Here is a 22439-nt window from a genome sequence, read left to right as displayed (position 1 = left end):
CCTATCGCCTCCCCAGCACCGAGACGTAGCCGTCGTTGGTAGTCAGGTCGATCCAGTACAACACGAGCGTTAGAACCGGAAGCAGTACCATCAGGAGGATCGCGACGGTACTCCCCGGTGGAAGATCGAGCACCATGGGTAGTAGTGGCATATCGATATATGATATAGCTACCGAATTGTGGTCGGTTTCGGAGACGTGTGTTCAAACCTATAACATATTTCCGTGGGTTGTGAACCACTTCGCGGGTAACGGATGGTGAATTGTCAATAGCCGGTGACGAGCATCGCTCTCGCTCGAGCGTCGACGCCCCTCCGGGGCCGCATGCCCGTACAAGCCTGGGCGTTATCTGCCGCTCTACCGTCGATAAACTCGATGACCGGAAAGCACACGTGGGCGATTCCGGAGGGGTACATCCCCGCGGAGAGCACCGGCCCGGAGCCCGAGATGGAGAGCCACGAGACGGTCTGCGTCCTGAACACGACCGACGAGGAGGCGACGATCGAACTCACGCTGTACTTCACCGACCGCGAGCCAGTCGGTCCCTACGAGCTGACCGTCCCCGCCGAACGCACCCGCCACTTCCGGTTCAACGACCTCGAGGATCCCGAACCGGTGCCGAAGGGCGAGGACTTCGCGAGCGTGCTCGAGTCCGACGTGCCGGTGGTCTGTCAGCACACTCGCCTCGACTCGCGTCAGGCCGAGAACGCCCTGCTGACGACGATCGCACACCCCGGGGAGTGACCCCGGTCCCGATCTCGAGACGCGATCGACTCGCCATCTCACCCGACGGGCGGCGCCGCGGCGGCGTCACCCGTCGCGCCGATTGCGCGCCGCCCACGGGCGGAGGATCGCGTAGACGGTTTCGGTCGTCGGAACCGCGACCCCGTGCTCCCGTCCCTTCCGGACGACCGCGCCGTGAAGCGCCTCGAGCTCCATCGGCTTCTCGCGGGTCATATCGTAGTGTAACGACGAGTACGAGTCGTCGTTGAGCTCCGCCGCGAACGCCATCCAGCGCGAGACCGCGTCATCGGGAAGGTCGACGCCGGCCGCCCGCCCGACGCTACACGCCTCCTCGACGATCCGTCGATAGGCGTCCCACGACTCCGGCGTCTCCCGAATCTCGCCCAGTGGCAGTCGGACCGCCGCCGTCATCCCCGCCTGGGCGCAGATGAACGCGGCCTTCTCCCAGAGGGCCGTTCGGATCGTCGTCGAGAGCTCGGCGTTCATGCCGTCAGCACGCTCGCACAGCTCGAGCAACCGTTCGGCCCGCTCGCTTCGCGTCCCGTCGAGCTCCCCGAAGGTGATGCTGGCCGGGCCGCCCGTCTGTTCGATCACGCCGGGCTCGGCGATCGTCGAGAACACGTACGCGACGCCACCCATGACGCGGTCGGCACCGATCTCCTCGGCGAGTCGTTCCTCGTTGTCGACCCCGTTCTGGAGCGAGATGACGGCCGTCTCCTCGCCGAGCAACGGCTCGAGCTCCCGGGCGGCCGCGATCGTGTCGAAGGACTTCACGGCGAACAGGACGTAGTCGCAGACCCCGATCGACGCGGGATCGTCGGTCGCCGGTAGCTCGACCTCGAAGTCGCCGCGAACGCTGTCGACGCGGAGCCCGTCCCGCTGGAGTGCCTCGAGGTGGGTTCCGCGGGCGACGAGGTGGACGTTCGCACCCGCCCGGGCGAGGCGACCACCGAAGTACGCACCGACGCCGCCCGCGCCGTAGACCGCGATCTTCACGCGAGACCAACCCCCTGCCGACGCTCGAGCGTTTCGTCGTCTCTCATCGTTCGACGTTCGGCGGGATCGGTGTTATACGTTGCCGGATCGCGCCGGGATCGAACCGCGTTCGAAGCGCGATCAGTTCCGGCGCCTTCGGGAGGTCCGCTCCTCGGCGGTTTCGCCCGCGACGACCTCGTACAGCAGCGCCCGTCCGCCGTCGTCCTTCGGGCGCAGGATCCGGCCCAGCCGCTGGGTGAACTCCCGCTCGCTGCCGCTGCCCGAGAGTACGACCGCGACGTTGGCGTCGGGGACGTCGACGCCCTCGTCGAGCACGTTCGAGGTCGCGATCCGCGAGTAGGTTCCCTCGCGAAAGCGCTCCAAGATCTCTCGCCGTTCGGCGGCCCCCGTCTGGTGGGTGATCGTCGGGATCAGGAACCGCTCGCTGACGTCGTACGCGAGGTCGTTGAACGCCGTGAAGACGATGATCCGCTCGCCGCGGTGGTCGTCGAGGATCCCCTCGAGCGCGTCGATCTTCGCCCGACTGCCGTACGTGATCTCGCGGGCGCGCTGGCGCGCGAGCAGGGCCTCGCGGGCTTCGGGGTCCGAGCCCGAGCGCTTGACGAGCTCCTGGTAGTCCGAGCCGCTCGAAAACTGGATGTTCGACTTCGCGAGATAGTTCGCGAAGATCTCCTGGTTGCGGTCGTACGCCTCGCGCTCCTCGGTGGTGAGCGACACCTCGAGTCGCTTCACGTCGTACGGCGCGAGGTGGTCGCCGGCCAGTTCGTCGGGTTCGATTCGATAGACCAGCGGGCCGACGACGTCCTCGATGACCTCGTGGGCGCCGTCGGGCCGTTCGAACGTCGCGGTCAGCCCCAGTCGGGCGGGCGCAGCGAGCAGGCGGGCGATCTCGCGGTAGCCCTCGCCCCCGAGGTGGTGGACCTCGTCGAAGACGACCAGGCCGAACCGGTCGCCGACGGAGTCGGCCTTGAGGTAGGCCGAGTCGTACGTCGAGACGGTGATCGGCCCGATTCGCTGCTCGCCCCCGCCGAAGCGCCCGATCTCGCAGTCGAACTCGCGCTCGAGTTCGCGCTGCCACTGCTCGAGTAAGTCGATCGTCGGGACGACGACGAGTGTCGGGACCGCGAGGCGTTCGATCGCCTTCAGCGCGATGACGGTCTTCCCGCTGCCGGTGGGCAACTCGAGGACGCCCGCAGGGGCGCGGTCGACGGGCAAGTCGGCGTCCTCGAGGGTCGACCCCGCCCAGCGGTCGGTCTCGAGCCAGGCCGACAGCGCATCCTGCTGGTAGTCGCGGAGCTCGTACGTAGAGCGGAGTTCGGAGAGGGGTTCGGCCTCGAGCACCCGATCCCGAACGGCGACGTCCTCGAGGGCCAGCGCCGCCCGAAGCGGCGCGTACCGCAGGGCGGGAACCCGTCGACCGCCCGATCTGGGATCCGCCTCGAGTTCGGGAACGCGGTCTCGCAGCGCCGACGCGAGTTCCGGGGTCAGTCCCTCGAGGCGGACGGTGCCGTCCTCGTATCGCAGCTCGATGGCGTCCTCCTCGAGCGTCGGTGTCACGCCGAACACTGCGGTCGGCGGGCACATATATCGTCGGATCGCGCCCCGTCGAGTCCGGATCTCAACCCTTTTACCGCCGCTGGTCGTTGACCCGATCATGAGCGAAGACGAGGGCACGAACGCGTCAGCCCAGGGTGTCCCGTCCGAGGATCGACCCGACGACGACGGCGTCGATACCGACGCAGGGGACGAATCGGACGTGGAAACGGCCGAGTCGGAGGCAGAACCGGAATCGACCGACGCGGAGGCCGAGACCGTCGAGCAGCTCCGCGCCGAGCTCGAGGAGGCCGAAGCCGAGATCGCGGACCTCGAGAGCCGGCTCAAGCGCAAGCAGGCCGACTTCCAGAACTACAAGAAGCGCGCGAAGAAGCGCCAGGAGCAGATGAAAGACCGCGCGACGGAGGACCTGGTCGAGCGACTCGTCGGCGTCCGGGACAACCTCAAGCGCGCGCTCGAGGAGGACAGCGACGACGTCGAGAGCCTGCGCGAGGGCGTCGAGATGACGATGCGGGAGTTCGATCGCGTGCTCGCCGACGAGGACGTCTCCGAGATCGACCCCGAGCCCGGAACCGAGACCGACCCCCAGCGCCACGAGGTCATGATGCAGGTCGACAGCGACCAGCCCGAGGGGACCGTCGCCGACGTCTACACGCCGGGCTACGAGATGGGCGAGAAGGTTATCCAGAACGCGCAGGTGACGGTGTCGAACGGCGAACTCGAGGACGGCGAAGACGGAGACGCTGCGGAGTAGTTCCTCGAGGCGCGAAGCAGCGTACCCGTTCTGTCTGCGAAACCGGGTGCAGCACCACCCGTCAGAGTTCTATCTTGTAGCTGGAGACAGTTGAGCCGAGGACGGCGAGCTACGGCACTCGAGGCGACTCACTCGAGCGAGACGAGAGTGCAGTCACAGCGCTGTAAGCCTCCGGCCTATTAGTTTTCTCTCGAATCCGTCGAGAAGACTCGTTCCGTGAACCGGACGGTAGCCGGCGAGGGCCGATATTCTGCTCGAGAGTCCTTCAGATACCCTGTCCGTTATAATCCAAAGTGCGGTCGCTCGCTGTGATAAGCTTTAAACCAAAGTGAGCATTACCCGTCTCGTAATGACGAGCAACAAGATTCTCGGTATCGACCTCGGTACCACGAACAGCGCGTTCGCGGTCATGGAGGGAGGCGATCCGGAGATCATCGCCAACGGCGAAGGTGAGCGGACGACGCCGTCGGTCGTCGCGTTCAACGACGACGAGCGACTCGTCGGCAAGCCGGCGAAGAACCAGGCCGTCCAGAACCCCGATCGGACGATCCAGTCGATCAAGCGCCACATGGGCGAGGAGGGTTACACCGTCGAGGTAGACGACGAGGAGTACACGCCCGAGGAGATCTCGGCGATGATCCTCCAGAAGATCAAACGCGACGCCGAGGAGTACCTCGGCGACGACGTCGCGAAGGCCGTGATCACGGTACCGGCCTACTTTAACGACAAGCAGCGCCAGGCGACCAAGGACGCCGGCGAGATCGCCGGCTTCGAGGTCGAGCGCATCGTCAACGAGCCGACCGCAGCGTCGATGGCCTACGGGCTCGACGACGAGTCCGACCAGACCGTCCTCGTCTACGACCTCGGTGGCGGCACGTTCGACGTCTCCATCCTCGATCTCGGCGGCGGCGTCTACGAGGTCGTCGCGACCAACGGGGACAACGACCTCGGTGGCGACGACTGGGACGAGGCGATCATCGACTACCTCGCCGAGGAGTTCGAGGCCGAACACGGAATCGACCTCCGCGAGGACCGACAGGCCCTCCAGCGGCTCAAGGACGCCGCCGAGGAGGCCAAGATCGAACTCTCCTCGCGCAAGGAGACCGACATCAACCTGCCCTTTGTCACCGCGACCGACGACGGCCCGGTCCACCTCGAGGACTCCCTGACCCGCGCGAAGTTCGAGTCGCTTACGGAGGACCTCATCGAGCGTACCGTCGAGCCGACCGAGCAGGCTCTCGAGGACGCCGGCTACGACAAGGGCGACATCGACGAGGTGCTGCTCGTCGGCGGTTCGACCCGGATGCCCCAGGTCAGCGAGAAGGTCGAGGCCCTCACCGGCCAGGAGCCCCAGAAGAACGTCAACCCCGACGAGGCCGTCGCGCTGGGCGCGGCGATCCAGGGCGGCGTGCTCTCGGGCGACGTCGACGACATCGTGCTGCTGGACGTCACCCCGCTGTCGCTGGGGATCGAGGTCAAGGGCGGCCTCTTCGAGCGTCTGATCGAGAAGAACACGACCATTCCGACCGAGGAGTCGAAGGTGTTCACCACCGCGGCGGACAACCAGACCTCCGTCCAGGTCCGGGTCTTCCAGGGCGAACGCGAGATCGCCGAGGAGAACGAACTGCTCGGCGAGTTCCACCTCACCGGGATCCCGCCGGCTCCCGCGGGGACGCCCCAGATCGAGGTCACCTTCTCGCTCGACGAGAACGGGATCGTCAACGTCTCCGCCGAGGACCAGGGCTCCGGCGAGAGCGAGGAGATCACCATCGAGGGCGGCGTCGGTCTCTCCGACGACGAGATCGAGGAGATGCAGGAAGAAGCCGAGCAACACGCCGAGGAGGACGAGAAGAAGCGCCAGCGCATCGAGGCCCGTAACGAGGCCGAGGCGACGATCCAGCGCGCCGAGAAGCTTCTCGAGGAGAACGACGACCAGATCGACGACGACGTCCGCGCCGACATCGAGGCGGCGATCGAGGACTTAGAGGAGACCGTCGACGACGACGATGCCGACGCCGAGGACCTCGAGGACGCGACCCAGGAGCTCAGCACCGAACTGCAGGAGATCGGTAAGCAGATGTACCAGCAGCAGGCCGGCGCGGCGGGCGCCGGTGCAGGCGGTGCAGCTGGCGGCGCTGCCGGCGGTGCAGCCGGTGCCGGACCCGGCGGTATGGGCGATATGGGCGGCGCTGCCGGTCCCGGCGGCGCAGCCGGCGGTGACGACGACGAGGAGTACGTCGACGCCGACTTCGAGGACGTTGACGAAGACGAGGACTGAAAGGACGAGTCTTCGTCTGCCAGCGAATCTTCGATTCGCACTGTTGACGAAAACGACTCAGTCTTCGTCGTTTTCGTCAGCCCGTCAGACGTAGTCTGGCGACGTCCAAGAGGACGACGACAACGAGTAACACGAGGCGGCGTCCTCTTGGGCTCGATGGACGAGTGAAACGAGTCAATCGTAGTGTCGAAAAGTGAGCGGAGCGAGCTTTTCGAATCTGGGTGTGAACAGTTTCAGTTGTTACTATCCCGAATCGAAACGGCGTCCTCGTGGTCGACGGGTTCGCGGCCCGATTACTGCAGATCGCTTTTTCAGCCCTTTTGGAGCGCTCTCGCGCCCAGCAGCAGGTAGCTCACCCCAATGAGTCGGGCACGGTCGGCAAACGCCTCGTTCCACTCGACGGCCTCCGGGTCCCCGTACAGGAGTCGGGCTGCAAACCGTTGGTATACCCCCGGAAACAGGAGCAGAACAGCGCCGAACGCACCGGTGAGTTTCAACAGTCGTGCGTACGCGGCTCCACCGAGGAGGGTCGCTCCCATCGTGAGGACCCCCTCCGCCCGAATTACCGTTCGCGCTCGCGGCTCGAGAGGACGGTCACCCGGCTCCTCGAGGGCGAAGCGTTCGAAAAGTTGGATCGTCTTTTCGGGAACCAGCGCTGCCACAACGCCGAGGACGCCGACTATCGCACGGAGCATACGCGTCGGTACGATCGCCGTCGAAATAACTGTCCGGCCCGTTCGGGGGGGACGGTCCGTCACTGACGGCAACGCGCCGTCCGAGCACGACGCCGTCGTTCGGAACGAAGTCCGCTGCGGGGGAACGGTCGTTTCAAGTGTCTCAACCGAGTAACGCCCACAACGAATGAGTGAGGATTTCTACGACGTTCTCGGCGTGAGTCGCGACGCCTCGGCCGACGAGATCAAAAGCGCCTACCGGGAGAAGGCCACGGAGTACCACCCGGACGTCAGCGACGACCCCGACGCCGAGGAGAAGTTCAAGAAGATCCAGAAGGCAAAGCAGGTGTTGACCGACGAGGAGAAGCGCGAGGCCTACGATCGGATGGGCCACGACCGCTACGAGCAGGCCGAAAAGCACGGCTACGACGCCGGCGGCGGCGGTGCCGGCGGGATGGGCGGGGACCCGTTCGGCGGTATGGGCGGTGGCATGGGTGGCGGCGGTCTCGGCGACATCTTCGAGCAGGTCTTCGGGGGCGGCGGCGGTCGCGGTCGCCAGCGCCCGCGCAAGGGACGCGATCTGCGAACCGAACTCGAGATCACGCTCGAGGAGGCCTACGAGGGCGTCGAGAAGCAGTTCACGGTCGAGCGACCCGAGGCCTGTGACACCTGTGACGGCGAGGGTCACCCGCCGAGTGCCGACGCCCAGACCTGCCCCGAGTGTCAGGGGCGGGGCCAGGTGACCCAGGTCCAACAGACGCCGCTGGGTCGCGTTCAGCAGACGACCGCCTGTCCGCGCTGTGAGGGCGAGGGAACGCTGTACTCGGAGACCTGCGGCGACTGCCGCGGCGAGGGATACGTCCGCGGCGAGGCGACGCTGACCGTCGAAGTGCCTGCTGGGATCCAGAGCGGCCAGACCCTCCGGATGGAACGGGAGGGATCGCCGAGCCCCGAGGGCGGCCCCCGCGGCGACCTGCTGATCGACGTTGCGGTCGCCGAGCACGACGAGTTCGAGCGCGAGGGCGACGACCTGCGCCACCGGCTCCCGATCTCGTTCCCGCAGGCGACGTTCGGCGACACGGTTCAGGTGCCGACGCTGGACGGCAGCGTCGAGTTCGACGTCCCCGAAGGGACCCAGAGCGGGGAGACGTTCCGCCTGCAGGGGAAGGGGATGCCCCGACTGCGCGGCCGCGGCCAGGGCGACCTCTACGTCAAGGTCCAGATCGTCACGCCCGACTCGCTCAACGAGGAACAGCGCGACGCCCTCGAGGCGTTCGCCGAGGCCGGCGGTGACGAGATCGAGGTCAACGAGGGCTTCTTCGAGAAGATCAAGCGGGCGTTCTGAGCGGCGCGGTCCGGTTTCGATACGCGATAACGACCTATAGCTCCGTGTGAGTGTTCCTGACCGTGGTGAGCCTCGCGGCCGCGGACGTCCTCGAGGGACGGGCCTGTAGACCTATCCCGCGCTCGAGGGCGATGTGCGCCAGGCTGGCGCGGAGTTCGAAGAGGGCGTCGCGCGGGACGGCACCCTCGTGACCGCCCAGGTCTGGGCCGACCACCCCGAGTGGCTCGCGGCGGTTCTCGATCCACTGGGGACCGACCTCGAGCAGCCGGCGGAGGCGGCCGATGACTGACGACCGACGCCCGCGAGTCGGCGCGCTTTTTTGGGATCGGTTCCCAGTGGCTCGTATGAACGCCGCGACAGTCGACGACCTGCTCGCGCGGGAGCGACGCGGCGACCGGACGACGCTGGTCGACGCGACCGGGCGCGAGTACGACCACCACTGGCTCTGTACCTCCTCCTGGAAGGCCGGCAACTTCCTCCGCCACTCGGGCGTGCGCGAGGGCGTCACCGTCGGCGTCGTCGGCGAGGGACCTCTCTCGCTGCTCGCCTTCTTCGGGACGACCCTGCTCGAGGGGACCACGCGGTTCGATCCGCCGACCGACCTCGCCGACGACGAGCGGTTCCGAACCCTCGTCGCGCCGACCGACGAGGGAAGCGCCTACGAGCTCCCCCCGGGGGCCCAGCGAGTCTACTACGGCGACAAGCCCGACCAGCCGGGCGTCCACCACTTCGACGCCGGGCTCTGGAGCGAGAACCCCTCCTTCCCCCCGCTTTCGATCGATCCCGAGACGGCGCTGGTGACCGACGGCGAGCGGACGCTCACCCACGGCGAGGCGCTCGAGGCGGCCCGCGGAGTCGTCGACGATCGCGGCCTCGAGGCCGACGATCGGGTCGTCGTCCGGGCGCCGCTGTCGACTCTCGGAACCGTGATTGCGGGCCTGATCGCGCCGCTGCTCGCGGAGGCGACGATCGTTCTCGCCGACGGTGACGGGGGCGCCCACGAGAAACGCGGGGACGTCGCCGTCTCGAGCGATCCCGCCCCCGAGCCCGCGCGGATCGACGTCGAAGAGGTCGACTACTGATACCGGAACGCACGCCCCCTTTCACAACCGTTTACTGCCTCTCCGTGGTATGCCACTTCATGCCAGAAGTAGCCATCGTCGGCGGCGGCGCGGCCGGACTGAGCGCGGCGCTGTTCACCGCGAAGAACGGCCTCGAGACGGCCGTCTTCGACACTGACGAGACGTGGATGCACAAGGCCCACCTGTTCAACTACCCGGGGATTCGCAGCATCAGCGGCAGCGAGTTCATGTCGGTTACCCGGGGTCAGGTCCAGGACCGGGGGGCCGACCTCCACATGACCGAGAAGGTAACCGACGTCGAGGAGACCGACGACGGGTTCCGGATCGAGACCGCGGACAGCGAGTACGATGCGAGTTACGTCGTCCTCGCGACCGGCGCCAACCGATCGATCGCCGAGGAGATCGGTTGTGAGTTCGACGACGACGATACCGTCGACGTGAACCTCAGCATGGAGACGAGCGTCGAGAACTGCTACGCGACGGGCGCGATGGTTCGCGCCGAGGAGTGGCAGGCGGTCATCGCCGCCGGCGACGGCGGCGCGGCGGCACTCGACATCCTCAGCGCCGAGAAGGGCGAACACTACCACGACTTCGATACGCCGGCCGACGTCCCGACGTTCGAGTCGGAGTAGCCCTGCGTGTTCGTGGTCGGCGACTATTCGTGCGGCGGGCGCTTGTTAGCGTAGGATGAGCATCGACACACTCGAGGGACTGTTCGTCTACAAACTCCGCCAGCAGTACTACGTCGAGCGGGAACTCGTCGAGACTCTCGACGAGCTGGCGACGAACGCGAACAACGGGCGATTAACCCAGAGCTTCGCCGACCACCGCGACGAGACGCGAGCCCAGATCGAGCGACTCGAGGCCGTCTTCGAGGCCCTCGACGTTCGGGCGGAGACCCGCGAGGCGCCGATCCTCGACGCGATCGACGCCCAGCGGCGCGGCTTCGAGGCCCAGATCGACGACGAGGATCTGCTCGACACCGTCTACCTCAACGCGGGATTGATGACCGAACGGGTCGAGATGACGACTTACGAGGGGCTATCGATGCTCGCGACCGAACTCGGGCTCGACGAGACGGTCAGAGAGCCCCTCGAGGCGAACTACGACGAGGAGCAGTCGGCCCACGGCGAACTCGACACGCTGGCGGCCGCCGCCGAGATGAAGTCGCTGTGGGATCGACTGACGCCGACGTAGGGGGTCTCGGCGGCCAACTCAGCCCCGCTCTGCGAGCCAGTCGACGATCCGCGGCCACCCCCGTTCGTGGGCCACTTCCGCCACGGAGAGTCCGACGTGGCCGGTCGGGAGCTCGACGATCTCGGCCTCGTCGCTTCCGATCTCCTCGAGGATCGGGACGCTCGCTGCCCGAGGCACGAACCTGTCGTCCTCACCGAGGACCAGCAGAGTCGGGGCGTCGATCGCCGACAAGTCGACCCGTCGACCGCCGAGTTCGAGGTCGTTCTCGATCAGCCGGTTCTCGAGGAGCAGATCCTCGACGAACTCGCGGTAGAGCCGCGCCGGAATGTCGGGGCCACCCTGGACCCACTCGAGTTTCCGCCCCTGTTGCTCGACGAACGCGGGATCGTCCAGTCGATCCCAGAGCCAAAGCGGCGCGGTGACGGTGTACTCGACCGGTCTGCGACACGCGAGGCCGATCTCGAGCAGCGGCGTCGGAACGGCGTCGAACGCCCTCGAGACCCGATCGTGGTCGTGTCCGGTGGCGAGCGTCCGAAACAGCTCCATGTCGTCTCCGGCACGAAAGTCGATCGGCGGTCCCTGAAGGACGAGCGTCCGGACGCGATCCGGAAACAGGGCGGCGTAGGCGACGACGAGCGGGACGGACGTCGAGTAGCCAAGCAGGTGTACCGCCTCGGTCCCCTCCCGCTCGCGGACGGCGTCGACGCAGTTCGCGAGGAATCGCGTCACGTAATCCTCGAGCCCGAGCGAGCGATCGATCGGCGACGGATCTCCCCAGTCGACGACGTAGACGGGGATTCCTCGATCGAGGAACCGTCCGAAGACGCTTCGATCCGGCGAGAAATCGAGGATTGAGGGATCGTTGATGAACGCGTAGGCGATCACTACCGGCGTCGCGTCGGTCGCCTGCTCCGGGTCGTACCGCCGGAGCCGAACCGGGTGCTCCTCGTAGACCACGTCGTACGGCGTTTCACCCGGCTCGACCGCGGCGAGCTGGAGCGTTCGATACGGCGCCTGCCCGAGCTTTCGGGGGGCTCGGACGGCCCGGTCCGTGAGCTGACGCGAGAGCTCGAGGGGATCCATCTGTCGTCCGTAGTCGAACGGGCCATACGGTTGAACCGCATCCTTGCAGAGTTCAACGCTGCGGAGTCGCGTCGTGGCTAATCACCGGAGCGCGGGCGACCCGGCCTCGAGGCGGGCGGGGTCGAACCGGTCGGCGATTCGACGGCCCCGCTCCCTCGCCGAAGCCGTCGCTCGGCGCGTCCGGCGAGGTTCTTCAGCAGGATGCGTCCCGAAAACGAGAGGCTGTGGCGCAGTTTCCGGTAGTACACCTCGCCCAGCTCGGCCTCGGGGACGGTCGTCGGCTCGAACGTCGGATCCCGAAGGTTGGCGACGCCCTCGCTCAGCAGCGAGGTCTGTCGGTCCACGACGCGATCGAAGACGTCCCACAGCGTCGGGCAGTCGTCGATCGGGACGTCGTCGTAGGCGACGATCTCGCCCCCGTCGATCGACTCGTTGAGCCGCTGGAGCGTGGCGCCACACCGGTCCTGCCCGTCGTGAAACACCGCCGGCGGCCCCATCCCACGGTACGACCGAATGTCGGCGGGGTGGAAGCTTAGCACGCCGAACTCGGTCGCTTCGAGGATCGGCCCGCGGACGAGTCCGAAGCCGAAGAGCACCAGGGCGTCACACTCTTCGGCGACGCGATCGACGACGTCGTCGGGAAACTCGTACCAGGCGCCGTCCGTCTCCGGTTCACACCGGACGTGGTCGGCCTCGGCGAGGGCGGCGACGTTCTCGATCGATCGACGCCGCCAGAGCGGTCGCTCCTCGCCGATCAGCTTCGCGACGTTTCGCTCCGCGAGCACGAGCGCCCACGCCCGCTGACGTTCGAGGAGGTCGACGAACTGTCGGGCGTCCGCCAGTCCGATCCGGTTTCGCGTGTTCCACGCCTCGGGGTCGTCGTCGGCTTTCTCCTCGTTCGTAACGACCAGCGACACCGTCACGTCGTGGTCGGCCTGTAGCCGTTCGAGGGCGCGGACCTGCCACTCGTTGAGATACGGATCGGCCAGGATCCCGATCGTCTCCGGTCCGGATCGTGTCATGGTGTACGTTCGTCCGCCCGTTTCCCCCTTAGTTACAGTCTCCGTGCGTTCGGTTACGGGCTCCGAACAGGGACGGAAACCGGCTCGAGCGAGGGCGGACCCGCTCGTCGAAGCTGTCGGACGCAGTTCGGCGGTAGGCGAGAGCGCTCGGCCCGGTGCGGACTCGCTGTCGACCGCCCGAAGAGAATAACCGAGGACGCCGACTACGACTCCGAGAGTAGTTCGTCGACGTACTGCTGTTCCCACTCCCGGCGCGCCTCGAGTTCGCGCTTACCTCGTCGCGTAACGGTGTAGAAGTTCGTCCGTCGGTCGACCTGCCCCTTCTCGACGAGTCCCTTGTCGACGAGCGTGTCGAGGTTCGGGTACAGCCGCCCGTGGTGGATGTCCTTCTCGTAGTACTCCTCGAGTTCCTCCTGGATCGCCAGCCCGTGGGGCTCGTCTTCCCCCTCGATGACGTACAGGAGGTCCCGCTGAAAGCCGGTTAGATCATACATGTTTTCTCGATTGAGCTATTGATATAATACGATATCGGAATCGACCGATTCCCGCATCCGATCCGCGCGTCTCGACTGGACGGTCTCGAACGACGATCACCCCGAGAGGCCCACGTCGGTACCACGACACTCGGGACAGATTCGTTCGCCCCCGACGCTCGGATCCCCGTCGCGAACCCGCCAGTTGAGTTCGTTCGCGTCCCCGCTCCAGCGACAGGTTCGACACTCGGATCGCATCGTCTTCGGTACACCGTGTGGGACGATACCTCTTTTTACACGGTAGCGAACCGGTAGTCGGACCGACACGAACCGGGGGGACGCGCTCGAGGGATGGCTCTCACGGCGACAAGCACGCTCGAGCGAACGCACACACGGCGAACGGACGAAACGGACGAATCAACGACGATGTCTCGCGGTAGCGTTGCGGTCGGACGGGACGGTCCGGTGTCGAGATCCGCTTACTCGGAGGTCGCGTATGGATCGGTCGGCCCGCTCTCCAGCACCTCGAACGACGTGCCTCCGCAGGAACACTGGCGGACGCCGATCGGCTCGATCGCTCCGCCGTCCGACTGCCGGACTGCGAATACGTTTCCACACTTCGTACACGTCCCGGCAGCCCTGGTTTTGGACGCCATACGCGTCCTATCACCATCGATCGGTATAAGCCGTCCGTGAATACGAACGTAGTACTCGAGCTGTCACTACGGGTGTAACAACTACGCTGTTCGACGGACGACTGGCGCAACCGTGTCCGGTCCTCGCCGTCGTCGGGCCCCACTCGAGCGGGGGCGGGCGGTGGGGAGGCCGAGTCGGTTCAGTCACGACTGGCGATCGAACGTTCCGAGAAACCGCGCGAGGTGAAGTCCCGCTTCAGCTCGCTCCGTGTGGTTCGTATCTGGTTCGTGGTGCGAGGTCGGTGGGATCGAGGGTGAAGGCATGACCTCTGACCGTTAGGGCAGTCCGAATAACTCCCCCACCGACCACGTGGTTCTACTTAGGGTGGTTACAATAATCTTTTTATTAGTCAGGTATAATAAGAAGTTCCGAGGTGCGGCTAAACATACTGGAGGGATCGCAGTTCAACTGCGGACCGATGCGTCGTGCATCCGAATCACGGATCGACACGAACGGTCCGATGAACCGACGCTCCAGTCGCTCGCTGTGTGAGGTCGGACGCTCCCGAAAGAGCAGCGATGGGGGGAGGGGAGTGGCCGGGGAAACTCACGAGCGATGCCTGTCGAAGGCAGTATTTCGCCGGCCGTTTCATAAAAAAGCATGCTGCAATAAATACTTTCCGTCCGAAGTTACTGACGGTGGACGCCGTCTGGACGGCCCGACCGCGGTGCCGACGCCGGCGAGAACCGTTCGTCGATTCATAAGGGAGCAGTTCGCAGTTTCTGTCAAAAACTCTTCTTCACGGTGAAACCGCTATTTTACCCCTCGTTTAGTTCGCCCGCTGGGGCTCGCCTCGAGCGACCCGAACCGTCTCGTCGCGTCGCTCGTGGAAGACCGCGACGCAGTCGGGCTCTCGGCCGTCGAGTTCGATCTCGAAGAGGTACTCGACGACGCCGAGACACTGCACGCAAAAGCCGTCCGGGTCGCCGACGCCGATAGTCACCTCGAGTACGTCGCGCTCCCGGGAGACCGACTCGAGGACGAGGGCGTGACAGGGTGTCGGCGTTCGGATGAGTCCCTCGAGGACGAGCGCGCCCTCGTCGATCCGAACCGTCGCCGCGTCGTCCTCGTCGCTCGCACAGCGCTGGTCGCGGCGCTCGAGCGACGCCGTTGCGTCGTCTTCGGGGGCGGCGAACCCGACGAGGCCGCCGGCGAGTCCGCCCAGCAGCGTTCGCCGTCGCATACGATATACGCCCACGGCACGAAACAAATTGCTTTGCCGTTGCCGGACGGCACGCTCGGAATCGCTCTCGAGCTACCGGAGCCGGTGGATCACGCGCAGCAGGATCGAAGTCGCCGTCCCGAGTCCGGGAATCCGCGTCGAGAGCGCGGCCGCGGCGAGCAACAGCAGCGCGCTCTTGGGTCGCCCGCGGGCGAACGCGAGACCCGCGTCGATCACCGTCGAAACGATACTGAGCCTGTTCGCCGACGAGCCGCCGAAACCGCCGTTGCTGGTACTGGTGGACATCGTACCAGTTCTAAGGGCGCCACGAGGAAATAGTACGCCCCTGAACCTCCAGGCGGAAACCGGTCAGCTGGGCGACGATTCTGCCGATATTGCCGGGCCCGACGGCCCGAGAGCCCCCGATCCGACCCCGACCCGACGTCGGCACGCCTATTAGCGTCCGACGCCGCATTGGGAGTAGATGAGCGAACCAGCGGAGACCGTCGGATTCCTGGTCGCCGGCGAGCCCTCGCCGGAACAGCGCGCCGCCCTCGAGTGGTGTGAGGCGGCCGGGGTCGACGTCGAGACGATCTCACTCGCGGCCGTCGCCGGAGACGGCGTCCGACTCGCCGAGTACGACGTCCTCTGGTGGCACCGCGCCGAGCCCGCCGACGACGCCGTCGCCGAGGACGCAAGCGCCGCGCTCGAGGCGTTTCTCGCGGACGGCGGCGGACTGTTGCTGTCCCTGCGGGCGCTCGAGGCCGTCCCTGCGCTCGGGATCGACCCGGTCGGCCCCGATACCGCGGGAACGGAGGAAGGGACGACGGGACTGCTCGTGAAGTCGCTTCGCGCCGATCGACCGGTCTTCGAGGGACTCGAGGGGCTGCGGGTGCCGACCGCCTCGCCGGAGGGTGAGCAGCCGTTCGCGCGCTACGAGGGGATCCTTCCCCGTCGGGGAGCCGTCCTCGCGAGCACGCTCCGGGCCGACGGGGAACGGCCCCACGAGACCGCGCTGCTGGGCTGGCGGATCGGCAACGGCGACGTCGCCGGCCTGGGAACCGGGGTTCGATTCGACGGACCCCTATCTGGGGACGCCGCCCACAATCGGGATCGCCTGCTCCGGAACCTCCTCGCGGTGCTCGGCGGGGAGGGCCGGCTTCTCGAGCACGATCCCGGGGGAACCCCCGCGCTGTCGGCCGACCGCAAGCGGTTGGCCGACGACCACCACCGACCCCGGTACCACGTCTCGCCGCCGGGTAACTGGCTCAACGATCCGAACGGGATGATCAAGTGGAACGGGACGTACCACGCCTTCTACCAGTACAATCCGGGCGGTCCCCACCACGGCACGATCCACTGGGGGCACGCGGTGAGCGACGATCTGGTGACCTGGGAGGATCGCCCGATCGCGCTGACGCCCTCGCCGGACGGCCCGGACCGGGACGGCTGCTGGTCGGGCTGTGCGGTCGACGTCGACGGCACGCCCCAGATCCTCTACACCGGGGGCCGGGACGACGTCCAGTTGCCCTGTCTGGCGACGGCGACGGACGACGAGCTAACCGGCTGGGAGAAGTCGTCCGAAAATCCGGTCATCAAGTCGGTTCCGGTCGAGCCGCCGCTTCGCTCGAGCGACCACTGGCGCGCGGAGTTTCGCGATCACAACGTCTGGCTCGAGGACGGCATCTGGCACCACCTCATCGGCTCGGGTATCGAGGACGGCGGCGGGACGGCGCTGCTGTACACCAGCGAGGACGACGACTTCACCGACTGGACCTACGAGGGGCCGATCCTCTCAGGCGAGGCCGAGACGGACGGCGTGATCTGGGAGTGTCCCGAACTGCTCGACCTCGGCGAGAAGCGGCTGCTGCACGTCTCGAACTACGAGGCGGTTCGGTACTATCTGGGCGACTACGCCGGGGGCTCGCTCGAGGTCGAGCGGACGGGGCTGCTCGACCACGGCGCGTTCTACGCGCCCCAGTCGCTGCGGGACGACGACGGTCGGTGGCTCACCTGGGGGTGGATCAAACCCGACCGCAGCCCCGAGGCTCAGTGGGATGCGGGCTGGTCGGGCACCCTCTCGCTGCCCCGCGAGATCGACCTCGACGAGGCGGGTCGGCTCCGACAGCGGCCCGCAGCCGAGCTGACAGCGCTTCGGGAGGAACGCGGCTACGACGGCTCCCCCGCGCTCGCCGACGAACGCCGCGATCTTCCTCTCGACAGTCGGTCGTTCGAACTCCGGGCCGAGATCCGCCTCGACGACGCCGACGAGTGCGGGCTCGTCGTGTGTGGATCGCCCGACGGCGAGGAGGAGACCCTGCTGCGGTACACCCGCGAGAGCGATCTCGTCGTCGACCGCTCGGCGTCGACGACCGACCACCGCGCCTCGAGCGAGCCGATCTCGATGCCCGTCACGCCGGTCGACGAGAGCCTGTCGCTGCGGCTGTTCGTCGACGGCTCCGTCCTCGAGGTCTTCGCGAACGACCGCCACTGCCTGACGACGCGGATCTTCCCGACCCGACCCGACAGCGACGGCATCGCGCTGTACGCCGCCGACGGGCGGGCCGTCTTCGAGGATCTCGAGGTGTGGACGCTCGGCTCCGCCTGGCCCGGCGTCGGAGCCGAATCGGAGCGGGAGTCGGAACGCCCGGTCGGTCCGGAGAACTAGTACTCGCTCCCGTCGCCCCACCGCGGTACGAGGCGAGCAGCGAGGGGAGTTCCTCGCGGGGTAGCGGCAGGTGACCGTGATCCAGCACGCCGAGCACCCGCGTCTCGGTTCCGTCGACGCCCAGCCGAACCGTCGGGGCGAGGGTGCCGCCGAACCGACGCTGCTGCTCGTCGTCGGGGAGGTTGGCTACGTCGTCCAGCGAGAGCCCGCGCAGGTCGTAGTAGTTGAAGAAGCTGCTGACCAGCACCTCCTCGCGGTGGGGGTAGGCCAGCCAGGAGTAGGTCTGGAACGGCGCACTCTCCGGATTGGTGAGCACGAGCCCCGACTCGTTCAGCGGGACGTACTCGCCCCGAAGCGAGTCCGCGACGAAGCCGTACAGCGCGTCGTACCCCTCGAGCCCCTCGGCGAAGGTGTGCTCGTGACTCGAGAGGAAGAGGTAGTAGCGACCGTCCTGGACGACGACGTGCGGTCGTTCGAGCTCCTGGTTGGTGCCGACGCCCTCGAGGATCGGGGATCGGAGCTCCCAGTCGGTCGGATCGCCCGACGGCGAGACGGCGATCCCGACGCTGCCGTTGAAATCGAGGTGTTCGGGGTCGGCGTCGTACCGGTCGCTCTCGAGTTCGGGGTCGGGAACCGGGGTGTTGGCCTCGAACAGCAGGCAGGTCTCCCCGGTCCGGGGGTCCTCGAAGAACCAGGGATCCCGGAACGTGTAGATCATCCCCCGGGACTGCTCCTCGCGCTCGTACTCGGTGCCGTCTGGCTCGAGTAAGATCTCGTGGTCGAACGGCCCCGAGATCTCGAGGCCGTCGTCGTCGGTTTCGATCGTCCCACCCGAACCGACGGCGAGGCGCTGGGTGTAGGTGAGATCGGTCTCGTCGCGGGTTCCCGAGGCGGTGTAGTAGAGGTACAGCTGGCCGTCGTCGTCGTAGAGGGCGGAGCCGGCCCACTGGCGCGAGCCGAACGGGGCGTCCCCAGCGAAGACCCGACCGCCGCAGGTCCACTCGCGGCCGTCCCGCGAGTAGAAGTACCGGATCGTCGCCACGTCGTGGCGCTTGCCCGGCAGGAGGTCAGCAGGTGCCGTCAGCGAGAGAATTACGCGGTAGCCGTCGATCTCGGCGATCGTCCCGTCGCGGTTGCGCAAGAACCAGGTGTCCCAGATGTGCAGGGCCGGATCGATGTCCTCGGCGGGCGGGTAGACGACCGGCGCGAGCGTCTCCTCGCTGCGCCGGATCGCGGCCGCCTGCGAGCGCGTCCACCGCGAGATCGTCCGCTCCTCTCGAGCGGACCGTGGATCGTCGTGCATGCCGTAGCGTCCGCGAGCGCGGTAGAAAAACGATGTGAACTCCGACCGCCTCGAGCCAGCTTACTGACTGTCGGCTTCCGGCTCCTCGCCCGGCGTCTCCACTTCGTCTCGCGGCACGTCGATGCTGTCCGGGCTCTGGCCCATATCCTCGCCCTCCTGGATCGCCTGGGCCTCCTGTTCCATCGCCTCGACGTCCATCTCGAGCTCCTCGTCGATCTCGCCGAGGATCTTGCTGATGTCGTCGAGGCCGATCAGCTCGCGAGTTTCGTCGTCGAAATCGAGACTCTCGAGCCGGCCGTCCTGTTGCTGGACGTCGCTCCCCGAGAGATGCTTGCCGTAGCGCCCGACCATCGACGTGAGCTCCTGGGGCATGACGAACGTCGTCGACTCGCTCTGACCGATGTTTTCGAGGGCGTCCATCCCCTTGTCGATGACCGCACGCTCGCCCATCGATTCGGCGGATTTCGCACGCAGGACCGTCGAAATCGAGTCACCCTGCGCCTCGAGGATCTGGCTCTGCTTCTCACCCTGGGCGCGGATGATGTTCGACTGCTTCTCACCTTCCGCCTTCTCGACGGCGCTGCGGCGTTCACCCTGTGCCTCGAGGATCATCGCGCGGCGTTTCCGTTCGGCGGAGGTCTGCTGTTCCATCGCGCCCTTGACGTCCGGCGACGGGGTGACCTCCCGGACCTCGACGCTCTCGACGCGGATGCCCCACTCGTCGGTGGGCTCGTCGAGCTCCTGGCGGATCCGCTCGTTGATCATCTCCCGGCGGCTGAGCGTGTCGTCGAGCTCCATGTCGCCCAGCACGGCGCGGAGGGTCGTCTGGGCGAGGTTCGAGACGGCGTTCTTGTAGTCGTCGACCTCGAGGAACGCCCGCTTTGCGTCCATCACGCGGATGTAGACGACGGCGTCGGCCGTGACGGGCGAGTTGTCACGCGTGATCGCTTCCTGGGTCGGCACGTCGATCGTCTGGGTCCGCATGTCGAAGGTGTAGACCCGCGAGACGAACGGCGGCACGATGTTCAACCCCGGCTGAAGCAGCTTGCGGTACTCCCCGAAGACCGTCAGTGCACCCCGGTTGTAGGCGTCGACGATCTCGACCATCTGCCAGACCGTGATCGCGGCGACCGCGAGGACGAGGGCACCGATAAACAGCATCGGATCGATCCCCGGGTCCTCGAGTTGGAGGACTGTTGCCACCAGTTCGTTCATACTCGAGTCAGGGGTTCCGTTCGAATAACTCTTCGTTCAGGAATATGTGAGAGAGTACCACTTTCCGGTCGAGCTTGCCGGTATCGTCCGGTTTCCACCGACGGATCCGAGTCGCGAACCGGCGCGGACACCCCTCGGTGGTCGTCGCGCTCACACGCGGGTCGATCCCCCGAGCTCGCCTCGACCCGTAGCCGACCCCGCGCTTTGGGAAGCAGGCACAATCCTTTCCGGTAGCGCTAGCGTGGCCGGACACGTGAACGAACGACTGCTGGTCCCGATCGACGACTCGGACCCCGCTCGAGCGGCACTCGAGGAGGCAACGGAACTGTTCGACCCGGGAGAGATCGTGTTGTTGCACGTCCTCGAGATGGACGAGGTCACCTACGGCGCGGCCGGCGCCGCGGCGGAAGGTATTCGAGAGGAGCGCGAGGAGGAGGCCCGAGAGCTGTTCGACGACGCGCGACGGACGCTCGGCGACGACATCTCCGTCGAGACGGTGCTCGAGACGGGCGATCCGTCGTCGGTGATCGTCGACGTCGCCGAGTCCACGAACGTGGATCACGTCGTTATGGGAAGTCACGGACGGTCGGGACTCTCCGGGATCCTGGTCGGCAGCGTCGCCAAGAACGTCATCGGGAACTCGCCGGTTTCGGTGACGATCTCGCGACTGTAGCGACCGACGGCGCCCTCCTTTTCGAGTTCGTGCGGCGACCCGTTCGTTTCCGAAACCGTTCGAGCGAGTGATATCGGCCGGCGTAGCCGAAACGACGATCCGTCGGTCAGTGCATCGCGGACTCGTCGATCTCCTCGGCGGGTTCGGGACCGAAGAACTTCAGCAGGACCGAGACGCCGACGCAGATCGCACTCAGTCCCGCGATGACGACGAACCCTCGAGCGTAGCCGATCTCGCCGTAGACGTCCACGAACACGCCGAGGATCGGAAGCACCAGGAGGGTTCCGGCGCCGCCGATCCCGCCGATCCAGCCGGAGGCCCCGCCGACGGCGTCGGGCACGTACTTCGGGACGAGTTCGAACACCGCGGCGTTCGCGACCCCCATCCCGGTACCCAGTATCATCATCCCGACGAAGGCGGGGATCACGGCCTGGGAGACGGTGGCGATGCCCGCGCCGACTACCATCACGGCGAAGCTGACGGCGGCAACGTTCTCGCCGCCGAACCGATCGCTCAGGCTGCCGCCGGGAATTCTGACCAGCGAGCCGTAGACCACGAAGACCCCCGCGAACAGCCCCGCCATCGAGAGCGTCATCCCGTGGAAGAGGTTCCAGTAGGTCGGGTACCACGTCGTCAGCGCGGTGAAGCCGCCGCCGTAGGAGACGGTGTAGAGGAAGACGAGCACCCAGGTCCAGCGGTTCGTCGACGACTCCTTCAGCGAGTCCCAGGTGCCGCCGCCCGGGAACACTTCCTGGCCCATGTCCTCGGCGACGCTCTGTGCCCGCTCACTGTCGAGCCCCCTGTCGAGGAGCTGAAAGTAGTACGGGTTGGCGCCGTAGACGAAGTACAGCGCGGTCGCGGCGAGCATGAAGACGAGCCAGCTCGAGTACGCGAGCGCCAGTCCCGCGACGCCGATGAGGAAGGGGATGACGGCGTTGATGATCCCCGGCCCGATGTTCCCGGCGCCGCCGAAAAAGCCCATCGCGAACCCCTGTTCGTCCTCGGGGAACCAGTAGGAGGTCTGGGCGATGCCGACCGAGAACGTCGCGCTCCCGGCGCCCGCCAGGATCCCGAACACGAGCAGCGGGACGTAGAGATGGGCGCCGAAGTTGTCTGGATAGAACAGGAACAGGGTCCCGACCAGGCCGACGAACCCGACGAGCGTCATCCCCAGGAGGATGAGGATCGGTTTTCGCGCGCCGATGTCGTCGACCCAGGCGCCAAAGGGCACCCGGAGCACGACCTTGCTGATGTGTGGCGAGGAGAGCAGCAGTCCAAGCAACGCTCCGGAGATACCGAGCGCTTCCTGAAACGTCGGCCCCGCAACGCCGTAGAAGGCGATCGTCGTGAGGCCGGCGAAAAACGATAGCGTCGCCATCACCAGTCCCCGTCTGGGGCTCCCGGAGAGATCGTACTCGTCACTATGTTCCGCGTCCTGAGTCATACGGGCACACAAAACTATCCGTGATGCAACATCTCTATGCCTTCATGCCAAAGCCCTCTTGATGGGGTAGAAGCTCTG

At 66.6% G+C, this 22439-nt stretch carries 22 protein-coding genes and 2 pseudogenes; 10 read left to right on the top strand and 14 right to left on the bottom strand.

The window, feature by feature from the left end; translation table 11 throughout:
- Position 1: 1 nt before the first annotated feature.
- On the bottom strand, positions 2-151 hold the full coding sequence (locus QA609_RS05075; protein ID WP_278301495.1) for a hypothetical protein: 150 nt from the start codon (positions 149-151) through the stop codon (positions 2-4).
- Between the two features lie 222 nt (positions 152-373).
- On the opposite strand from QA609_RS05075, the gene QA609_RS05070 reads away from it, so the two are divergent.
- On the top strand, positions 374-742 hold the full coding sequence (locus QA609_RS05070) for a sensory rhodopsin transducer (RefSeq protein ID WP_278301494.1): 369 nt from the start codon (positions 374-376) through the stop codon (positions 740-742).
- Positions 743-808: 66 nt separating this feature from the next.
- On the opposite strand, the gene QA609_RS05065 is transcribed toward QA609_RS05070, so the two are convergent.
- Both QA609_RS05065 and QA609_RS05060 read right to left on the bottom strand, forming a co-directional pair.
- Entirely contained in the window at positions 809-1738 is a 930-nt protein-coding gene (locus QA609_RS05065) for a 2-dehydropantoate 2-reductase (protein WP_278301493.1), read from the bottom strand.
- Between the two features lie 120 nt (positions 1739-1858).
- On the bottom strand, positions 1859-3322 hold the full coding sequence (locus QA609_RS05060; protein ID WP_278301492.1) for a DEAD/DEAH box helicase family protein: 1464 nt from the start codon (positions 3320-3322) through the stop codon (positions 1859-1861).
- A gap of 70 nt (positions 3323-3392) precedes the next feature.
- Here QA609_RS05060 and QA609_RS05055 point away from each other — a divergent pair, with 70 nt between their 5' ends.
- Both QA609_RS05055 and dnaK read left to right on the top strand, forming a co-directional pair.
- Positions 3393-4046 (top strand): nucleotide exchange factor GrpE, encoded by a 654-nt coding sequence (locus QA609_RS05055; protein WP_278301491.1) that lies wholly within the window; start codon positions 3393-3395, stop codon positions 4044-4046.
- Between the two features lie 349 nt (positions 4047-4395).
- Positions 4396-6324 carry a molecular chaperone DnaK gene (gene dnaK, locus QA609_RS05050; RefSeq protein WP_278301490.1) on the top strand — a complete coding sequence of 643 codons (1929 nt, stop codon included), beginning with the start codon at positions 4396-4398 and terminating at the stop codon, positions 6322-6324.
- Positions 6325-6635: 311 nt separating this feature from the next.
- Here the strand turns inward: dnaK and QA609_RS05045 are convergent, their stop codons facing one another.
- A complete protein-coding gene (locus QA609_RS05045; RefSeq protein WP_278301489.1) occupies positions 6636-7019 on the bottom strand; it encodes a hypothetical protein in 384 nt (127 codons plus the stop codon).
- 166 nt (positions 7020-7185) lie between these two features.
- Here QA609_RS05045 and dnaJ point away from each other — a divergent pair, with 166 nt between their 5' ends.
- From dnaJ to QA609_RS05020, 5 genes and pseudogenes are all read left to right on the top strand, one after another.
- Complete coding sequence (dnaJ, locus tag QA609_RS05040; protein WP_278301488.1) at positions 7186-8343, top strand: molecular chaperone DnaJ; 1158 nt, start codon at positions 7186-7188, stop codon at positions 8341-8343.
- Positions 8344-8414: 71 nt separating this feature from the next.
- Positions 8415-8632 (top strand): annotated as a pseudogene (locus QA609_RS05035) (DJ-1/PfpI family protein); the annotation flags it as partial.
- A 55-nt stretch (positions 8633-8687) separates the two neighbouring features.
- Positions 8688-9425, top strand: coding sequence for a hypothetical protein (locus QA609_RS05030; RefSeq protein ID WP_278301487.1), 738 nt, complete (start codon positions 8688-8690; stop codon positions 9423-9425).
- A gap of 59 nt (positions 9426-9484) precedes the next feature.
- On the top strand, positions 9485-10057 hold the full coding sequence (locus QA609_RS05025) for an FAD-dependent oxidoreductase (protein WP_278301486.1): 573 nt from the start codon (positions 9485-9487) through the stop codon (positions 10055-10057).
- Between the two features lie 55 nt (positions 10058-10112).
- A complete protein-coding gene (locus tag QA609_RS05020) occupies positions 10113-10622 on the top strand; it encodes a DUF892 family protein (RefSeq protein WP_278301485.1) in 510 nt (169 codons plus the stop codon).
- Positions 10623-10640: 18 nt separating this feature from the next.
- Here the strand turns inward: QA609_RS05020 and QA609_RS05015 are convergent, their stop codons facing one another.
- The 7 genes from QA609_RS05015 to QA609_RS04985 all read right to left on the bottom strand — a co-directional run bounded on the left by QA609_RS05015 (position 10641) and on the right by QA609_RS04985 (position 15364).
- The gene (locus QA609_RS05015; protein ID WP_278301484.1) at positions 10641-11705 is read right to left on the bottom strand and encodes an alpha/beta fold hydrolase; all 1065 of its coding nucleotides are present in this window, start codon (positions 11703-11705) and stop codon (positions 10641-10643) included.
- A 77-nt stretch (positions 11706-11782) separates the two neighbouring features.
- Complete coding sequence (locus QA609_RS05010; protein ID WP_278301483.1) at positions 11783-12727, bottom strand: formyltransferase family protein; 945 nt, start codon at positions 12725-12727, stop codon at positions 11783-11785.
- Between the two features lie 203 nt (positions 12728-12930).
- Positions 12931-13221, bottom strand: coding sequence for a PadR family transcriptional regulator (locus QA609_RS05005; protein WP_278301482.1), 291 nt, complete (start codon positions 13219-13221; stop codon positions 12931-12933).
- A 96-nt stretch (positions 13222-13317) separates the two neighbouring features.
- Positions 13318-13458 (bottom strand): hypothetical protein, encoded by a 141-nt coding sequence (locus tag QA609_RS05000; protein WP_278301481.1) that lies wholly within the window; start codon positions 13456-13458, stop codon positions 13318-13320.
- A gap of 221 nt (positions 13459-13679) precedes the next feature.
- The gene (locus QA609_RS04995) at positions 13680-13856 is read right to left on the bottom strand and encodes a hypothetical protein (protein ID WP_278301480.1); all 177 of its coding nucleotides are present in this window, start codon (positions 13854-13856) and stop codon (positions 13680-13682) included.
- A gap of 809 nt (positions 13857-14665) precedes the next feature.
- Positions 14666-15079: a hypothetical protein gene (locus QA609_RS04990; RefSeq protein ID WP_278301479.1), complete on the bottom strand. Its 414-nt coding sequence runs from the start codon at positions 15077-15079 to the stop codon at positions 14666-14668.
- 72 nt (positions 15080-15151) lie between these two features.
- A complete protein-coding gene (locus QA609_RS04985) occupies positions 15152-15364 on the bottom strand; it encodes a hypothetical protein (protein WP_278301478.1) in 213 nt (70 codons plus the stop codon).
- 178 nt (positions 15365-15542) lie between these two features.
- Here QA609_RS04985 and QA609_RS04980 point away from each other — a divergent pair, with 178 nt between their 5' ends.
- Positions 15543-17726: a GH32 C-terminal domain-containing protein gene (locus QA609_RS04980; RefSeq protein WP_278301477.1), complete on the top strand. Its 2184-nt coding sequence runs from the start codon at positions 15543-15545 to the stop codon at positions 17724-17726.
- A 91-nt stretch (positions 17727-17817) separates the two neighbouring features.
- On the opposite strand, the pseudogene QA609_RS04975 reads toward QA609_RS04980, so the two are convergent.
- Positions 17818-19029 (bottom strand): annotated as a pseudogene (locus QA609_RS04975) (glycoside hydrolase family 68 protein); the annotation flags it as partial.
- Positions 19030-19089: 60 nt separating this feature from the next.
- A complete protein-coding gene (locus tag QA609_RS04970) occupies positions 19090-20244 on the bottom strand; it encodes an SPFH domain-containing protein (protein ID WP_278301476.1) in 1155 nt (384 codons plus the stop codon).
- A 253-nt stretch (positions 20245-20497) separates the two neighbouring features.
- Here QA609_RS04970 and QA609_RS04965 point away from each other — a divergent pair, with 253 nt between their 5' ends.
- Positions 20498-20917 (top strand): universal stress protein, encoded by a 420-nt coding sequence (locus tag QA609_RS04965; RefSeq protein ID WP_278301475.1) that lies wholly within the window; start codon positions 20498-20500, stop codon positions 20915-20917.
- A 106-nt stretch (positions 20918-21023) separates the two neighbouring features.
- On the opposite strand, the gene QA609_RS04960 is transcribed toward QA609_RS04965, so the two are convergent.
- On the bottom strand, positions 21024-22361 hold the full coding sequence (locus QA609_RS04960; protein ID WP_278301474.1) for an MFS transporter: 1338 nt from the start codon (positions 22359-22361) through the stop codon (positions 21024-21026).
- Between the last annotated feature and the right edge of the window lie 78 nt (positions 22362-22439).

This window comes from Natronococcus sp. A-GB7 (assembly GCF_029688865.1).
GTDB lineage: Archaea > Halobacteriota > Halobacteria > Halobacteriales > Natrialbaceae > Natronococcus.
The sequence above is the reverse complement of the archived record's forward strand: the minus strand, read 5'-3'. Positions and strand labels throughout refer to the sequence as shown.

Excerpts from the sequence above, each read along its gene's own strand:
- QA609_RS05075 (WP_278301495.1), bottom strand. The coding sequence starts at position 151 with ATGCCACTACTACCCATGGTGCTCGATCTTCCACCGGGGAGTACCGTC.
- QA609_RS05070 (WP_278301494.1), top strand. The coding sequence starts at position 374 with ATGACCGGAAAGCACACGTGGGCGATTCCGGAGGGGTACATCCCCGCG.
- QA609_RS05060 (WP_278301492.1), bottom strand. The coding sequence starts at position 3,322 with ATGTGCCCGCCGACCGCAGTGTTCGGCGTGACACCGACGCTCGAGGAG.
- QA609_RS05055 (WP_278301491.1), top strand. The coding sequence starts at position 3,393 with ATGAGCGAAGACGAGGGCACGAACGCGTCAGCCCAGGGTGTCCCGTCC.
- dnaK (WP_278301490.1), top strand. The coding sequence starts at position 4,396 with ATGACGAGCAACAAGATTCTCGGTATCGACCTCGGTACCACGAACAGC.
- QA609_RS05045 (WP_278301489.1), bottom strand. The coding sequence starts at position 7,019 with ATGCTCCGTGCGATAGTCGGCGTCCTCGGCGTTGTGGCAGCGCTGGTT.
- dnaJ (WP_278301488.1), top strand. The coding sequence starts at position 7,186 with ATGAGTGAGGATTTCTACGACGTTCTCGGCGTGAGTCGCGACGCCTCG.
- QA609_RS05030 (WP_278301487.1), top strand. The coding sequence starts at position 8,688 with ATGAACGCCGCGACAGTCGACGACCTGCTCGCGCGGGAGCGACGCGGC.
- QA609_RS05025 (WP_278301486.1), top strand. The coding sequence starts at position 9,485 with ATGCCAGAAGTAGCCATCGTCGGCGGCGGCGCGGCCGGACTGAGCGCG.
- QA609_RS05020 (WP_278301485.1), top strand. The coding sequence starts at position 10,113 with ATGAGCATCGACACACTCGAGGGACTGTTCGTCTACAAACTCCGCCAG.
- QA609_RS05015 (WP_278301484.1), bottom strand. The coding sequence starts at position 11,705 with ATGGATCCCCTCGAGCTCTCGCGTCAGCTCACGGACCGGGCCGTCCGA.
- QA609_RS05010 (WP_278301483.1), bottom strand. The coding sequence starts at position 12,727 with ATGACACGATCCGGACCGGAGACGATCGGGATCCTGGCCGATCCGTAT.
- QA609_RS05005 (WP_278301482.1), bottom strand. The coding sequence starts at position 13,221 with ATGTATGATCTAACCGGCTTTCAGCGGGACCTCCTGTACGTCATCGAG.
- QA609_RS05000 (WP_278301481.1), bottom strand. The coding sequence starts at position 13,458 with ATGCGATCCGAGTGTCGAACCTGTCGCTGGAGCGGGGACGCGAACGAA.
- QA609_RS04995 (WP_278301480.1), bottom strand. The coding sequence starts at position 13,856 with ATGGCGTCCAAAACCAGGGCTGCCGGGACGTGTACGAAGTGTGGAAAC.
- QA609_RS04990 (WP_278301479.1), bottom strand. The coding sequence starts at position 15,079 with ATGCGACGGCGAACGCTGCTGGGCGGACTCGCCGGCGGCCTCGTCGGG.
- QA609_RS04985 (WP_278301478.1), bottom strand. The coding sequence starts at position 15,364 with ATGTCCACCAGTACCAGCAACGGCGGTTTCGGCGGCTCGTCGGCGAAC.
- QA609_RS04980 (WP_278301477.1), top strand. The coding sequence starts at position 15,543 with ATGAGCGAACCAGCGGAGACCGTCGGATTCCTGGTCGCCGGCGAGCCC.
- QA609_RS04970 (WP_278301476.1), bottom strand. The coding sequence starts at position 20,244 with ATGAACGAACTGGTGGCAACAGTCCTCCAACTCGAGGACCCGGGGATC.
- QA609_RS04960 (WP_278301474.1), bottom strand. The coding sequence starts at position 22,361 with ATGACTCAGGACGCGGAACATAGTGACGAGTACGATCTCTCCGGGAGC.